We start from the raw sequence: 14,539 nt of genomic DNA on the forward strand, positions 1-14,539 counted from the left end.
TCGACTTGAGCGGTCGCTCAGCCCCATCTACTCTGGGAAACCCGAAGAGGAGTGCCGCTGCCGATGTCCACCACCACCCGCGCCAAGCTGCTCGACGCGGCCCTGGCGACGCTGCGCGCCCAGGGCATCGCAGGTGTCTCCGCCCGCACGATCGCCGCCACGGCCGGAGTCAACCAGGCGCTGGTGTTCTACCACTTCGGCAGTGTCGACCAACTGCTCGCAGAGGCGTGCGAGAACGGCTCCACCGAGCGGGTGGCCCACTACCGCGAGCGCTTCGCCGCCGTCACGACCCTGGCCGAGCTGCTCGCGCTCGGCCGCGCCATCCACGACGAGGAGCAGGAGTCCGGCAACATCGCCGTGCTCGCGCAACTGCTGGCCGGCAGCCAGACCGACGCCAAGCTGGCCCCCGCGACCGCCGCCGGACTCAACCTGTGGGTCGTGGAGCTGGAGCGGACGCTGGCGCGGGTGCTGCGCGAGACGCCGCTGGCCGAACTGGTGGACGTCTCCGGGCTGGCGCGCTCGGTCGCCGCCGCCTTCATCGGACTGGAACTGTACGAGGGAGTCGACGCCGACGGCGCCGCGAAGGCGCTGGACTCGCTCGAAGAGCTCGCCGTGCTGGTGAGCGTCCTGGACGAGATGGGCCCTCTGGTACGGCGGGCCGTACGCGGCCGGCTGCGCAAGGCGGCGACCCGCGGATGATCGTGCCAGAGGTCCGGCGCTACCTCTCGATCGCCGACCGCCTGCTCCCCGGCAGGATCACCGGCTTCTACGTGGTCGGATCCACCGCACTCGGCGCCTTCCGCCGGGGCCGCAGCGACATCGACTTCGTGGCCGTCACCGAGGGCACGATCGGCCTGCCCCGCCTGCGCGCCCTGCAATGGACGGCCAACACCCCGGGCGGCCTGCGCCAGCTCGCCCGCGGAAACTGGGCGATCCCGGGCACCGTCAACGGCGTGTTCGTCCCCCGCGAGGAACTCACCCGGCCCGTCACCCAGATCAGGCCCGTCGCCTCCCACAGCGGCTCCGACTTCAGCGCCGGCGCCGCCTTCGACGTGAACCCGGTCACCTGGAAGGTCCTGCGCGAACACGGCATCGCGGTACGCGGCGCCGAGCCGGCGGAGCTGGGTCTCGACCCTGAGCCCGCGCGGCTGATGGAGTGGAACCTGGCGAACCTGCGCGGCTACTGGAAGGGCCTGGCGGAGCGGACGGCCCGCCGCGCGAAGCCGTCGCTGGTCGGACGGAAGACGGGCATGGCCTGGACGGCGCTGGGCCCGCCGCGGCTGCACCACACGATCGTCACCGGCGGGGTGATCTCGAAGGAGGCCGCCGGCGAGTACGCGCTCGACGTCTTCGACGCCCGCTGGCACCCTTTCCTGCGCGGCGCCCTCGCTTACTGGCGCGGTGGCCCGCCCGCCGAGGTGCGCCCCGGCGAGGCCGCGGAATTCGTCCTCGACGTGATCGCCGACGCCGAGCGGCTGTCGGGCGGCGGCTCCGGGCTCGGGTAGTCCTTCAGCTCGATGTCCGTGGCCGCCCGGTCGCCGATCTTCTTCATGGCCCGCAGCAGGAAGCGGTACTTGAAGATCCAGTTGCGCATCCTGATCCCGCGCCTGGTGGTCGGCGCCAGGAAGGAGCCGGCGTTGCCGGTGCGCGCGATCTTGGCGTAGCCGAGGAAGGCGTCCTCATACGCCTGGTAGGCGGCCCGGTACTCGCCGCCGGCCGCGGCCAACTCGCCCGCCAGCACGTACGCCGCGACCATCGCCAGACCGGTGCCGAACCCGCCCAGCGTGTTGCCGTAGGCGGCGTCGCCGATCAGCGCCACGCGGCCCTTGGCGTAGTGGTCGAGGCGGACATGGCTGATGGAGTCGAGGTAGACGTCCTCCGCCGCGGCCACGATCTCCGTGCCCCGCCAGCCCATGCCGCGGTAGGCCTCCACCAGGACCCGCTTCATGTCCTCGGCCGAGTGGCGGTCGAAGGACAGCTCACCGGCGGCGAAGACGAAGAGCGCCCCGGCCTTCGGCCCGCCCGAGGCGATCATCCGCCCCGGCTCGTTGTACATCCGCGCCGGCCCGTCGAACCGCTCCGGCAGGTCGGCCAGCGCGTAGTAGTGGCCGAGATGGGTGACATAGTCGGATTCGGGGCCGAAGGCCAGCCTGCGGACGTTGGAGTGGATGCCGTCGGCGCCCACGACCAGGTCGTAGGTGCGTGGCGCGCCCCGCTCGAAGGTGACGTGCACGCCGCTCTCGGTCTCGGTCAGCGAGGTGATGGAGTCGCCGAAGACGTAGCGCGCGCCGGCCGCCACGCTGATGTCGTACAGGATGCGGGAAAGGTCGCCGCGCTCGATCTCGAGGTCGCCGCCGGTGAAGGAACCGGGTATCACGGCCAGCTCACGCCCGCCGGCGTCGACGATCTGCTGGTCGGTGCCGCCGGTCTGGCGCCGCGACACCTCCCGCAGGATGCCCGTGCGCTCCAGCACGAGCCGGTGCGTCTCGCCCTTGAAGTCGACGGCCTGGCCGCCGGGGCGCAGCACGGGCGACTTCTCCACGACGGTCACGTTGAAGCCGTGGCGGGCCAGCCAGTAGGCGAGGGCGGGGCCGCCGATGCTCGCGCCGGAGATGAGGATGTTGCTGTTCTTCATGTCCACGAGCTTCGGCGCGGGCGCTGACAGTCCGGCGACGGCCGGCTGACGGTCACGGCAGCACTGTCAGCGCCTCGTCCCTGCTCAGCGCCGCGCCCTTCGCGTACTGCGCGGCGAACCGCTCGGCGCCGATCGCCCGCGTCGCCGCCGCGGCCACCTCGGCCACGGCCCGGTCGCCGGTGACGGCCATGCCGCGCAGCGTCGCGGCCGCGCCCAGGAGGTAGGCGGCACGCTCCGCCGTACCGTCGAGAAGGGCCAGGTCGGCGTGGCCTTCGACCACGGTGGCCAGGTCGCCGGCCAGCGAGCGCGAGATGCCCGCGAGCGCCTCGGCGTGCAGCGCGCGTGCCCGCGCGTGGTCGCCGTCCCGCACGGCCAGGCGCGCGAGGGCGGTCTGCGCGTGCGGCCGCAGGCCCTCGGTGGCGAAGACGCCGGGCTGGGCGACGGCCAGCGCGTTCTCGTAGTGTTCGCGGGCCGCGGCCGGGTCACCGCGCCGGTCGGCCAGCTCGCCCAGCGTGAACTCCACGATCGCCGGCCGCCCGGTCCTGCGCGCCAGCTCGGCGGCTCTGGCCAGGTCCGCGGCGGCCGCGTCCTGGTCGCCCTCGCGCAGCAGCCCGCCGGCCCTGCGGCACAGGATGTCCACGACCTCGTCGTCGGCGCCCAGCTCGCCGATCAGGTCGAGTGCCCGCTGCCACAGCTCGCGCGCCCGCGCCCATTCGCCGCGCCAGCTCGCCAGCGTGGCCAGCGACTCCAGGCCCTGCGCCATGCCCCACCGCTCGCCCAGGGAGGTGAAGCTGGCCAGCGCCGACTCCAGCCCGCGCTCGGCCTCGGCCAGCCGCCCGTCGAGCTGGTCGACCAGCGCCTCGCCGAGCACGGCCACCGCCCTGCTCCACGGCTCGGGACCGAGCATCCGCCCCCGCCGGCTCCGGTCGACGCCGGGACTGCCGGGCCCCGCGACCATGCCCCACAGGACGGTCCCGAACGGGTGGCGCAGCGTGCGGTCCAGCACGTTCATGATCGCCTCCGCCCGCGCCCACTGCTCCTGCCGCACATCCGGTACGGCCAGCAGCACGCACAGCACGTACTCCTCAACCAGCTCGGCCGGAGGCTCACCCACCCGGTCCAGCAGTTCCCGCGCCGACGCGGCGGCCTGCCCGCGCCGCCCGCTCAGGAACCAGTAGGCCGCCTGCGCCCCGACCAGTCGCAGCCCCGTTCCCGGATCGTGGCGTACGGCATGCCGCAAAGCCGCCTGGAGGTTGGCCTGCTCGGCGGAGAGCCGGGCCAGCCAGTCGAGCTGTTCGGCCCGCAGCAGCCAGGGGTCGGCTTCCCGCACCAGTTCCAGGAAATAGGCGGCATGCACGTCCCGGGCGGGATCGCCGGCCTCCTCCAGCTTCTCCGCGCAGAACAGGCGGACCGTCTCGAACATCCGGTACCGCCCGTCGGCCGCCTCCACGAAGGACTTGTCCACCAGGTCGGCCAGCACCTCGCCGTCGCCGCAGACCCGCTCGACGGCTTCCAGACCGGCCCCGCCCGCGAACACGCTCAGCCGCCTGGCCACCACCTGCTCCTCGTGGCTGAGCAGGCTCCAGCTCCAGTCGACGACGGCGCGTAGCGTCCGGTGCCTGGCCGCGGCGGTCCGGTCGCCGCGGGAGAGCAGTTTGAACCGGCCGTGCTCGGCCAGCCGGGCGGCGATCTCCGCCACGGTGAAGGAGCGCAGGCGCGCCGCCGCCAGTTCGATCGCCAGTGGCGAGCCGTCGAGCGCCGTGCAGATCTCGACGACCTCGGGGCCCGGCTCGAATCCGGGACGCACGGCCGTGGCCCGCTCGGTGAACAGCCGCACGGCCGGGGCCCGCGCCCACTCGCCCGGCTGCGCGCCCGCGGCCGGCAGCGCCAGCGGGGCCAGCGGGACGAGTACCTCGCCGGTCAGCCCGAGCGGCTCGCGGCTGGTGGCCAGGACGGACAGCTTCGGACAGGCGTCGAGCAGCCGCCTGGTCAGCAGCGCGGCCGCGGCGACGACGTGCTCGCAGTTGTCCAGGACGAGCAGCAGGTTCCGGTCGGCCAGCGCGGACACGACCCGCTCGACGGGATCCGGCGGCTGGAGCAGCCCCAGGCCGGTCTCGCGCACGCCCAGCGCGGCCATCACCGCATGGGGGACCAGCCCGTCGTCGGCCACCGCCGACAGGTCGACGAAGCAGACGTCCCGGCCATCCCGGCCGGCGGACTCCACGGCCAGGCGGGTCTTGCCGGTGCCGCCCGGCCCGGTGATCGTGACCAGCCGGGCGGCGGCCAGGGCGGCGAGCCGGTCCAGTTCGGCCTCGCGGCCGACGAAGCTGGTCAGGGGGGCGGGCAGCCGGCGGCTCGCTCGGGGCGCGTCGGCGCGCAGTATCGCCACGTGGAGTCCGGCCAGCTCGGGCGAGGGGTCGGCGCCCAGTTCGTCGGCCAGCAGCCTGCGTCCCTCCTCGTAGACCTCCAGGGCCGCGGCCTGCTGGCCGCCCGCGTGCAGCGCGCGCATGAGCTGGCCGCGCAGCCGCTCGCGCAGCGGGTGCGCGGAGACGAGTTGCCTCAGGGAGCCGACCGAGGTGCCCGCGGGGAGGGCCAGCTCGGCCTCGATCAGGTCTTCCGTCGCGGCCAGCCGTACCTCGTCGAGGCGGGCGATCTGCGCGGCGGCGTGGGCCACTTCCGGCAGGGCGGGGCCGCGCCACAGCGCGAGGGCCTGCCGGAGCGTGGCGGCGGCGCGCTCGGGCTGGGCGGCGGCCAGCAGCGCGCGGCCCTCGGCGGCCAGGTGCTCGAAGCGGTGGGCGTCCACGTCGTCGGGGTCGACCGCGAGCCGGTAGCCGCTGCCGTGGAACTCGATCAGGTCGGGCGGGAGCTGCCGCCGCAGCCGGGAGACGTGGGCCTGGATCGCGTTGACCGCGCCGGCCGGCGGGTCCTCGCCCCACTGGCCGTCGATGAGACGCTCGGTGCTGACCAGCCTTCCCGCGTCCAGCAGGAGGAGAGCCAGCAGCGCTCTGGGACGCGGGCCGCCGAGCGCGACGGGTTCGCCATCCTCGCCCCTGACCTCCAACGGCCCCAGGACTCCGAACCGGGGAGCCGACATGCCCCCAGACTACTGACTGCTATAAATCCCCAATGGCGAAGTTCGGTGGTGTCGTGCGCCTTGGGCTGTTCCGCGTCGCCGCTCCCTGGCTCAAACGCGGTCGCGCGGCACGCAAGGGCCGCCGCCCGCAGATGGCGGCCGGGCCGGGCCGGGTCCCGCCCCGGGTGCCGGGCCGTGGCCCCGTGCCGCTGGCGAACCTGCGCCCGCGGCACACCGATCAGTTCGAGCGCGCCGTGGCGCCGCTGTCGGCCGCCGAGCAGGCCGCGATGCGCCGGGCGCACCAGGAGATCGCCCGCATCCAGCGGGAGGCGGCCGGCAGGCCGTTGTCGTACATCAGGATCCGGGAGATGCTGCAGCACATCAACCCGACCGGCAGCCGCAGGAACTGTCCCGAGATGGCCCTGGCCGTGGACGACGTGCTCGCCAGGCGGGTCGCGGTCGCCGGTCCGCTCCCGGGCGCGCCGATGGGCCAGGCCCGGGGCGTCTACCAGAGGAGGGCGATCGAGGGCACGACGCGGAGCGACTCCCTCGACGCCGCGGAGCGTACGATCGCCGCCAACCCGGGATCGCGCGGCATCGTCATGGCGAGCGGCACCAGCGGCAACGCGCACATCTACAATGTCGCCAACGTCAACGGCAGGGTGCTCTACCTGGATGGGCAGTACAAGCTGGTGTCGCCGACGAATCCCCACAGCCAGTTCACCTCGTTCGAGTTCTTCCGCACCGCGTGAGGAGGGGGCCACCGATGATCAGCAGAGAGGCGGCCGAGCGTGTCGCGCGCGACTTCGTCGCCAGGGAGTTCCCGGACCTGGACGGCGCCGAGGAGGTCGCCGTCGACGACGCGGCCACGATCGAGAGGCCCTACGGGTGGCTGTTCACCTATACGACGGTGTCCTACCTGCGCACCCGTGACCCCGGCGAGGGCTTGGCCGGCGCCGGGCCGTTGCTGGTGCTGCGTGAGGACGGGCGGATCATCGACTTCCCGTCCTTCCACACCCGTGAGTCCGCGCTGGAGGCCTACGAGAGCGGGCGAGCGCCCTGAGCCTCAGCCGCCGATGACCCCGTTCATCGCGATGGTGACGCACAGGTCGAGCAGGCGCCCGGTGATCTCCATGATGATCGGCATGCGGGCCGTCGAGGCGCCCATCGTGGCCGGGGCCGCGGCGATGGCGAGCTGGAGCTGGATGACGAGCTGGATCAGCTGGACGATGAAGTTGATCTTCAGGATGAGGACGATCGCGGCCAGGATCATCAGCCCGAGGCCGATGACGCCGGCGCCGGTCGTGCCGTCGCGCAGGTTGCCCTGGGGGGAGTCCTCGGCGTTCCATGCCTGGCGGAAGGCGGTGACGCCGTCGCCCTTCTGCTCCGCCCACACCCCCGCGGCGGGGGTCTCGCTCTTGTTCACCGCCGTGCCCATGTCCCGGCCCAGCGCCATCCAGGCGAGGCCGATCTTGAACAGATACTCCTCGTCGGTCATCGGCCAGTGGCGGCCCAGCGAGTACATGACCTTGCCGAGCCCGGCCGGGGGCTGCATACCCATGACGTCTACCCGAGCATCTTCTTGACGTTGTTGACCTCGATGAGATTCAGCTCTTCGCCCATTTGCTGGTTCGCCCCCATGGTCTGGATGTCCGCGGCGACGGTCTTCAGATCGTCGGTGTTCTCGCTGTAGGAGCCGAACGCCATCTCGTGGATGGCCGCGTAGACGGCACCGATGAGCATGCCGAGGTCGTCGCCGCCGAGGGCGCCGCCGTCGCCTTCGACCTCGCGGCGGAAGGCGTCCAGCCGCGCCCGCAGCTCGTCGGCCGAGGTGCCGACCTCGCCGGCCGCGCCGTACGTCCGCGCGGGTCTGTGCAGGCTGTCTTCCACGGCCACCTCCCTAGTCCGGGCCCCGGACACTGGACATGATGTCGCGCAGCGCCCGCGTGGCCCGGTGCATCTGGTCGAGGCTGAGGTCCTGGAGCTGGCGGGCCCGCCGGTCGAGGTCCTCGCGGTGCACGCCGGCCGCCGCCTCGCTCTCGGCACGCTTGGCGCGCAGGTCGGCGAACGCCTCGTTGACGGCGGTGCGCAGGTGCCCGGCCAGCTCGTGCGTACCGGCGGACATCGCCTTCGCCCCGATCTCCAGCGCCTCCAGCCGGCCGTCGGCGGCGAGCGCGCGTACCTGGCCCTTGAGCGCGAGGCCCTCGCCGCGCGGCGGCTCGACCGGCCGTTCCGGTCCTTCGGCCGCCGCGTCCAGGTAGATCTGGGTGAGTTCGAGGAGCTGGTCGAGGCCGAGGTTGCGCGCGTCGGCCGTACCCTCGACCCGGGTGCGGCCGTGCAGCTCGGCCATCGCCGAGGCGATGCCGCGGGAGATCGTGTCCATCCGGAACAGGGCCTCGTCGCGCGCCAGGCGCAACATCTGTGACATGGCCGCCAGATCGGGCACGTCCGGGGTGCCGTGGGCGCCTCGCGCCCGCTCGATCGCCTCGTTGACGGCCCTGAGCACCAGCTCCGCCACCTCGCCCGGCGGCAGCCGCAGCAGGCGCGGGTCCAGTCTGATGTCCTCGACGGCGCCGCGTCCGACGGTGACGCGTACCCGGCCGTCCTCGCCCGTGCCATTGCCGTACGGCGCCGCGTCCGCCGCACCCGTGCGCAACGAGTCGATCAGTGCGCGGGTGTCGGCCATCAGCCGATCGAGTTCCGTGTCGTCAAGAGGCTCCGGCACCGGACAGACATTACCTCAGCCTGACAAAGGCCGCTTCTCGCCTTCGATGCGGCAAATGTCGGACGGCTCTGCTAGACCTGTTGGCATGGGCGTAACCGTTGACGAGTTCCTGGAGATGCTGCGGCGGCTGCCTGAGCACAAGCTTGGCGACGGCGGCGAGTGGACCAGTATGAAGGTCCACGGACGCGGGTTCGGCTACCTGTGGGAGCGCACGGAGACGGTCGGGCTCAAGGCCACCATCGAGGAGCAGCTCGCGCTCGTGGCCGAGCGGCCCGAGGTGTTCGAGGTGCAGTTCACCGCCGGGCGGTTCGGCTGGGTCGTCGTGCACCTGGACCGGATCGACGCCGAGGAGCTGTGGGAGCTGGTCGCCGAGGCGTGGTGCCTGACGGCGCCGCAGGAGATGGTGACGGCGTTCGAGGCCACGCTGGGGCTCGTCGACAGCCCATGATCGCCGGTACGCGGTTGCCGGTGGTCCCATAAGCACCTATAAGCGCAGGCCCTTGCGGGACGAGGCCCCGAGTCGCGAGAATCGCGCCCATGCACGGCAACCCGATGCCGGACTCCTACGTGTACGTCACCGAGGAGGGCGTCACCCGCCACTACGCCGACGGCAGCGTCGAGGCGCTGGCGTGGGAGGACGTGGTCGAGGTGAGGGTTGTCACCGAGCCCGGAGCCGACGTCCTCTATATCTTGCTGGATCGCGACGGCGAGGGCTGCGTCGTGCCGAGGTCGGCGACCGATGCGACGTTTCTGGCGCGCCTGCGGTATCTGCCGGATTTCGATCTTGACCGACTGGCCGTCGCGGCGGAGTCCGTGCAGGACGGGGTTGTGGTCGTGTGGCGCAGTCCGGATCCGCCGTCCGCATTGCCAGATCTTGAGTATGACTAGCTCCTGAATTCTGGCGCTATCGCTGGGTTTCCAGTGGTCAAACAGACATTCCCCCTGTTCCTCGCTGCATCTTTGGATCGTTCCGTCAAGGTCAGAAATCTGCGCCCCGACGTCCGATTGTGGACATAGTGCGTTATTCCCCAGCATGGAATCGATCTTTACTCTTTAGTGGGGGCCGCCGCCCTTGAGTTCATGTGGGATGTGGGTAAACCCATGCGCTTCAAGGAACGTCACGTTATTGCGGTGCCGAGAGTTGCAGGTGGGGTGTTATGAGGGTGGGGATAGGGGAGTCCGATGTCGTGCTCCTCCATGCCGTGCCGCGTCACGCATCCAGTATCTGGACGCGAGCGTATCTACGGCTCTTATTGCTGGGTGACGTCGCCTGTGCGGTGGTCTGCTGTGCCTTCGTGTTCGGGGTGCGGCTGGGCTTCGGCGCGTACATCCCGACCGAGGAGTTCGCCCTGGGCATCGGGCTGCTGGTGGCCTGGCCACTGGCCCTGATGCTGGGCGGCGCGTACCGTCAGCGAGCCCACGGCGAGGGCACTGACGAGTTCCGCGCGGTGTTCAACGGCGGTGTCGGGCTGATGGCCGCGGTGGCCATCGGCGCCTACGCCACCCAGACGGCCGTCGCCAGAAGTTTCGTCATGGCCACGCTGCCGCTGGCCATCGTGGCGACGCTGTTCTTCCGCTACCGCATGCGCAAACGCCTGCACAGCAGGCGGGCGGTCGGCGACTACATGCGCCACGTCATCGCGGTCGGCCACCGGGAGGCCGTGATCGACCTGGTGGTGACCTTCCGCCGCCAGCCGCACCACGGCATGGTGGTCGTGGGCGCGTGCCTGCCGCCCGGCACGCTGGACGCCGATCTTGAGGGGACGCCGGTGCTCGGCTCCTTCACCGACGTGGCCGGCGTCGTGGCCGAGGCCGGGGCGGACGCCGTCGCGGTGCTGGCCTGTCCCGAGCTCGACGGCACCACGCTGCGCAGGATGGCGTGGAGCCTGGAGACGACCAAGACCGATCTGTTCGTGGCGCCGGCGCTCATGGAAGTGGCCGGACCCCGCATCAGCATCCGGCCGGTCGCCGGGATGCCGCTGCTGCACGTGGAGCATCCGGAGTTCGGCGGGGCCAAGCGGGTGGTGAAGAACGCCTTCGACCGGGTGGTCGCGGCGCTCGCGGTGCTGCTGCTGTCGATTCCGCTGCTGGGCATCGCGCTCGCGATCCGGCTGACCAGCCACGGGCCCGCGTTGTTCCGCCAGACGCGGGTGGGCAGGGACGGCACGACCTTTAAGGTCCTGAAATTTCGGACCATGGTGGTAAACGCGGAGCAACTCAAGGACACGCTTCTCGACGAGAACGAGTTCGACGGCGTGCTCTTCAAGATTAGGAACGATCCACGGATCACCCGGGTCGGCGCCTTCCTGCGCCGATACTCCATCGACGAGCTGCCCCAGTTGCTCAACGTCGTCGCCGGGGACATGTCGCTGGTCGGCCCGCGCCCGCCGCTGCCGGAAGAGGTCGCGAGATACGGCATCGACGTACGCCGGCGCCTGGTCGTCAAGCCGGGTATGACCGGATTGTGGCAGGTCAGTGGCCGTTCCGACCTAACCTGGGAGGAGTCGGTACGGCTCGACCTCAGGTACGTCGAGAACTGGTCGCTCATTCTCGACCTGCAGATCCTCTGGAAGACCTGGTCGGTCGTCACCCGTGGAGAAGGGGCCTACTAGCCGTGAAAGCACTCGTCCTCGCCGGAGGGTCGGGGACCCGGCTCAGGCCGATCACCCACACCTCGGCCAAGCAACTGGTGCCCGTCGCCAACAAGCCGGTCCTGTTCTACGGGCTGGAGGCGATCGCCGCGGCGGGCATCCGGGAGCTGGGCATCGTGGTCGGTGACACGCACGCCGAGATCGAGGCGGCGGTCGGCGATGGCTCCGCGTTCGGGCTGGAGGTCACCTACCTGCGGCAGGAGGCGCCGCTCGGGCTGGCGCACGCGGTGCTGATCGCCCGCGACTTCCTGGGTGGCGACGACTTCGTCATGTACCTGGGGGACAACTTCCTCGTCGGCGGCATCAACGACATCGTGTCCGGATTTATGGCCAGAAAGCCGGATGCGCAGATCATGCTGACCCGCGTCGGCGACCCCCGCCAGTTCGGCGTTGCCGAACTCAATCCCGACGGCGGCGTCAAGAGCCTGGAGGAGAAGCCGCAGCACCCCAAGAGCGACCTGGCCCTGGTCGGCGTCTACCTCTTCACCGCCGCCGTGCACGAGGCGGTGGCCGAGCTCAAGCCGTCCTGGCGCGGCGAGCTGGAGATCACCGACGCCATCCAATGGCTCATCGACCGCGGCTACCACGTCGAGTCCACGACCGTCACCGGCTACTGGAAGGACACCGGCAACGTCGAGGACATGCTGGAGGTCAACCGGCTGGTGCTGGAGTCGATGGAGCCGTCCGTGCAGGGGGAGAGCCTGGACAGCGAGCTCATCGGACGGGTGCGGCTGGAGGACGGCGCCCGCGTGGAGCGCTCGCGCATCGTCGGGCCCGCCGTCATCGGGGCGGGCGCGCGCGTCGCCGACAGCTACGTCGGTCCTTTCACCTCGATCGGCGCCGGCTGCGTCATCGCCGACAGCGAGATCGAGTACTCCATCGTGCTGCCCCGCGCCTCCATCGAGGGCGTGCGGCGCATCGAGGCCTCGCTCATCGGCCACGACGTCCAGGTCACGCCCGCCCCCAACACCCCCAGAGCCCACCGCCTCGTGCTGGGCGATCACAGCAAGGTCCAGATCCATGACCGAACGTAGCGAGGGAATGATCACACGCGGCATGAATCTCATGAGGCCGACGGAGTCGGGCTCATGAAGATTTTGATCACCGGGGGAGCGGGTTTCATCGGCTCGGCGTACGCGCGCATGTGCGTGGACGACCGGGCCGAGATCACCGTCCTCGACAAGCTCACCTACGCCGGCGACCGGCGCAACCTCGACGAGGTGCGCCACACGTTCGTCCACGGCGACATCTGCGACGGCGCCCTGCTCGACGAGGTGGTGCCCGGCCACGACCTGGTGGTGAACTTCGCCGCCGAGTCGCACGTGGACCGCTCTATCGACGGCGCCGCCGAGTTCGTGCGCACCAACGTGCTCGGCACCCAGACGCTGCTCGACGCCTGCCACAGGGCCGGTACGCGCAAGGTGGTCCAGGTCTCCACCGACGAGGTCTACGGCTCGGTGGACATCGGCTCGTGGACCGAGGACGCGCCGTTGCAGCCCCGCTCGCCGTACGCGGCGGCGAAGGCCGGCGGCGACCTGATCGCCCGCGCCTACGCCATCACCCACGGCCTGGACGTCTCCATCACCCGCTGCGGCAACAACTACGGCCCGCGCCAGTACCCGGAGAAGCTCATCCCGCTCTTCGTGACGAACCTGCTCAAGGGCAAGAAGGTCCCGCTGTACGGCGATGGCGGCAACGTCCGCGACTGGGTCCACGTGAGCGACCACTGCGCCGGCATCCGGCTCGTGGCGGAAAAGGGCGAGCCGGGCGAGGTCTACCACATCGCCGGCACCGCCGAACTGACCAACGTGGAGCTGACCGGCCGCCTGCTCGACGCCTGCGGCAAGGACTGGGACATGGTCGAGTACGTGAGCGACCGCAAGGGCCACGACCGGCGCTACTCGCTCGACGACGCGAAGCTGCGCGCGCTCGGCTACCGGCCCGAGGTCGCCTTCGACCTGGGCCTGAAGGACACCGTCCGCTGGTACGCCGAGCACGGGGACCGGTGGAACGACTGATGCGCTGGCTGATCACCGGTGGCGGCGGCATGCTCGCCACCGACGTGCTGGAGCGGATCGCGCTCACCGGGGAGCCGGTGATCGCGCTCACCCGCGCCGACCTCGACCTGTGCGAAGCGCGCGCGGTGCGCGACTTCGTCTGCGCCTACCGGCCCAGAGTGGTGGTCAACTGCGCCGCCTGGACGGCCGTGGACGACGCCGAGAAGCACGAGGACGTGGCCATGGCGGTCAACGGCAGGGCGGTCGAGGTGCTGGCCGACGCCTGTGTGCGGGCGGGGGCCCGATTAGTCCAGCTTTCGACGGACTATGTCTTCGACGGGCGGTCGGCGCGGCCGTACCGGGAGGACGACGAACCGAATCCGCTCAACGCCTACGGGCGCGGCAAGCTCGCCGGCGAGGTCGCCGCCGCCGGTCACTACGTGGTCCGCACCGCCTGGCTGTACGGCTCGGCCGGCCGTAACTTCGTCAAGACCATGATCCGCCTGGCCGGTGAACGCGAGTTCGTTAACGTGGTCGACGACCAGCGCGGCCAGCCCACCTGGACCGCCGACCTGGCCGACTACCTCGTCCGGCTGGCCCAGTCCGACCAGCCGCCGGGCGTCTACCACGGCACCAGCGCCGGCGAGACCACCTGGTACGGCTTCGCCCGCGAGATCTTCACGCTGCTCGGCACGAGCCCCGACCGGGTCAGGCCGATCACCACGGCCGACTACCCGATGCCCGCCGCGCGCCCGGCCAACAGCCTGCTCGCCTGCACCAGGGGCGAGCCGCTGCGCGACTGGCGGGCCGCGCTCCACGCCGCCTGGCCGGTGCTGGCCTCGAGAGCTGGTCGTCAGTGCAGTCCCGCGTAGAACTTCTGGCACACGGCGTAGGAAGGCAGGAGCCCGGACTCCAGCGCCGCCTTCAGCGTGGGCGCGGCCGCGTCCTTGTCCGACAGCAGCGGCTCGTCCACCGGCCACGTGATGCCCAGGTCGGGGTCGAGGGGGTGGACGCCGCGCTCACCGCCCGGGTTGTAGCCGGAGGAGCACAGGTAGAGCACCGTGGCCTGCTCGCTCAGCGCGAGGAAGGCGTGTCCGAGCCCTTCCGCGATGAGCACGGCCCTGCGCTCGTCGGAGTCGAGCCGCACGGCCTCCCACCGGCCGAAGTCCGGGGATCCCTCGCGCAGGTCCACGACGACGTCGAGGATCGCGCCGGATACGCACATCACGTATTTCGCCTGCCCGGGAGGTACGTCGGCGAAGTGCACGCCCCGCAGGACGCCCGCCTTGGAGACCGAGCAGTTGACCTGCACGGTGTCGAAGGGCCTGGGCAGGTCGGCGGTTCGGTAGGCCTCCAGGAAGGCGCCGCGAGGGTCGGCGTGGACGCGCGGGGTGAACTCCCACGCACCGTCGATGCTCAGGGGCTTCATGGGGCGCAGCATCACACAAACACTCCTGA

Annotated in this window: 16 protein-coding genes; 10 read left to right on the forward strand and 6 right to left on the reverse strand. The window is 71.3% G+C overall.

Translation table 11 applies throughout. The features are described 5' to 3' along the window. Positions 1-63 precede the first annotated feature (63 nt). Positions 64-699, forward strand: a complete 636-nt coding sequence (locus ACIBKY_RS36395) for a TetR/AcrR family transcriptional regulator (protein WP_397103993.1) — start codon at positions 64-66, stop codon at positions 697-699. Continuing rightward, positions 696-1,505: a nucleotidyltransferase domain-containing protein gene (locus ACIBKY_RS36400; RefSeq protein ID WP_397103995.1), complete on the forward strand. Its 810-nt coding sequence runs from the start codon at positions 696-698 to the stop codon at positions 1,503-1,505. The genes ACIBKY_RS36395 and ACIBKY_RS36400 overlap by 4 nt, the downstream gene beginning before the upstream one ends. Here the strand turns inward: ACIBKY_RS36400 and ACIBKY_RS36405 are convergent. Both ACIBKY_RS36405 and ACIBKY_RS36410 read right to left on the reverse strand, forming a co-directional pair. Then, entirely contained in the window at positions 1,391-2,635 is a 1,245-nt protein-coding gene (locus ACIBKY_RS36405; RefSeq protein ID WP_397103997.1) for an FAD-dependent monooxygenase, read from the reverse strand. The genes ACIBKY_RS36400 and ACIBKY_RS36405 overlap by 115 nt on opposite strands. A 52-nt stretch (positions 2,636-2,687) precedes the next feature. Further along, on the reverse strand, positions 2,688-5,729 hold the full coding sequence (locus ACIBKY_RS36410; RefSeq protein ID WP_397103999.1) for a BTAD domain-containing putative transcriptional regulator: 3,042 nt from the start codon (positions 5,727-5,729) through the stop codon (positions 2,688-2,690). Positions 5,730-5,761: 32 nt separating this feature from the next. Here ACIBKY_RS36410 and ACIBKY_RS36415 point away from each other — a divergent pair, with 32 nt between their 5' ends. Both ACIBKY_RS36415 and ACIBKY_RS36420 read left to right on the forward strand, forming a co-directional pair. Beyond that, positions 5,762-6,460, forward strand: coding sequence for a toxin glutamine deamidase domain-containing protein (locus ACIBKY_RS36415; RefSeq protein ID WP_397104001.1), 699 nt, complete (start codon positions 5,762-5,764; stop codon positions 6,458-6,460). A 14-nt stretch (positions 6,461-6,474) separates the two neighbouring features. Next, positions 6,475-6,771 carry a YrhB domain-containing protein gene (locus ACIBKY_RS36420; protein ID WP_397104003.1) on the forward strand — a complete coding sequence of 99 codons (297 nt, stop codon included), beginning with the start codon at positions 6,475-6,477 and terminating at the stop codon, positions 6,769-6,771. 3 nt (positions 6,772-6,774) lie between these two features. On the opposite strand, the gene ACIBKY_RS36425 is transcribed toward ACIBKY_RS36420, so the two are convergent. Genes ACIBKY_RS36425 through ACIBKY_RS36435 form a run of 3 tightly spaced genes read right to left on the reverse strand, consistent with a single transcriptional unit; the run spans position 6,775 to position 8,433 of the window. Next, the gene (locus ACIBKY_RS36425; RefSeq protein ID WP_397104005.1) at positions 6,775-7,269 is read right to left on the reverse strand and encodes a hypothetical protein; all 495 of its coding nucleotides are present in this window, start codon (positions 7,267-7,269) and stop codon (positions 6,775-6,777) included. Between the two features lie 5 nt (positions 7,270-7,274). Next, positions 7,275-7,598, reverse strand: a complete 324-nt coding sequence (locus ACIBKY_RS36430) for a hypothetical protein (protein ID WP_397104007.1) — start codon at positions 7,596-7,598, stop codon at positions 7,275-7,277. A 10-nt stretch (positions 7,599-7,608) separates the two neighbouring features. Beyond that, the gene (locus ACIBKY_RS36435) at positions 7,609-8,433 is read right to left on the reverse strand and encodes a YbaB/EbfC family nucleoid-associated protein (protein WP_397104009.1); all 825 of its coding nucleotides are present in this window, start codon (positions 8,431-8,433) and stop codon (positions 7,609-7,611) included. A gap of 85 nt (positions 8,434-8,518) precedes the next feature. On the opposite strand from ACIBKY_RS36435, the gene ACIBKY_RS36440 reads away from it, so the two are divergent. The 6 genes from ACIBKY_RS36440 to rfbD all read left to right on the forward strand — a co-directional run bounded on the left by ACIBKY_RS36440 (position 8,519) and on the right by rfbD (position 13,953). Next, positions 8,519-8,881 (forward strand): MmcQ/YjbR family DNA-binding protein, encoded by a 363-nt coding sequence (locus ACIBKY_RS36440; protein ID WP_397104011.1) that lies wholly within the window; start codon positions 8,519-8,521, stop codon positions 8,879-8,881. An 89-nt stretch (positions 8,882-8,970) separates the two neighbouring features. Continuing rightward, positions 8,971-9,321 carry a hypothetical protein gene (locus ACIBKY_RS36445; protein WP_379615417.1) on the forward strand — a complete coding sequence of 117 codons (351 nt, stop codon included), beginning with the start codon at positions 8,971-8,973 and terminating at the stop codon, positions 9,319-9,321. Between the two features lie 269 nt (positions 9,322-9,590). Next, complete coding sequence (locus ACIBKY_RS36450) at positions 9,591-11,045, forward strand: sugar transferase (RefSeq protein WP_397104013.1); 1,455 nt, start codon at positions 9,591-9,593, stop codon at positions 11,043-11,045. A gap of 2 nt (positions 11,046-11,047) precedes the next feature. Continuing rightward, positions 11,048-12,118, forward strand: coding sequence for a glucose-1-phosphate thymidylyltransferase (locus ACIBKY_RS36455; protein WP_397104015.1), 1,071 nt, complete (start codon positions 11,048-11,050; stop codon positions 12,116-12,118). 54 nt (positions 12,119-12,172) lie between these two features. Beyond that, positions 12,173-13,102, forward strand: coding sequence for a dTDP-glucose 4,6-dehydratase (gene rfbB / locus ACIBKY_RS36460; RefSeq protein ID WP_397104017.1), 930 nt, complete (start codon positions 12,173-12,175; stop codon positions 13,100-13,102). Then, positions 13,102-13,953 (forward strand): dTDP-4-dehydrorhamnose reductase, encoded by an 852-nt coding sequence (rfbD, locus tag ACIBKY_RS36465; protein WP_397104019.1) that lies wholly within the window; start codon positions 13,102-13,104, stop codon positions 13,951-13,953. The genes rfbB and rfbD overlap by 1 nt, the downstream gene beginning before the upstream one ends. Here the strand turns inward: rfbD and ACIBKY_RS36470 are convergent. Next, positions 13,935-14,510, reverse strand: a complete 576-nt coding sequence (locus tag ACIBKY_RS36470) for a dTDP-4-dehydrorhamnose 3,5-epimerase family protein (protein WP_397104021.1) — start codon at positions 14,508-14,510, stop codon at positions 13,935-13,937. The two genes, rfbD and ACIBKY_RS36470, sit on opposite strands and share 19 nt — an antisense overlap. Between the last annotated feature and the right edge of the window lie 29 nt (positions 14,511-14,539).

The organism is Nonomuraea sp. NPDC050394, assembly GCF_044459065.1.
GTDB lineage: Bacteria > Actinomycetota > Actinomycetes > Streptosporangiales > Streptosporangiaceae > Nonomuraea.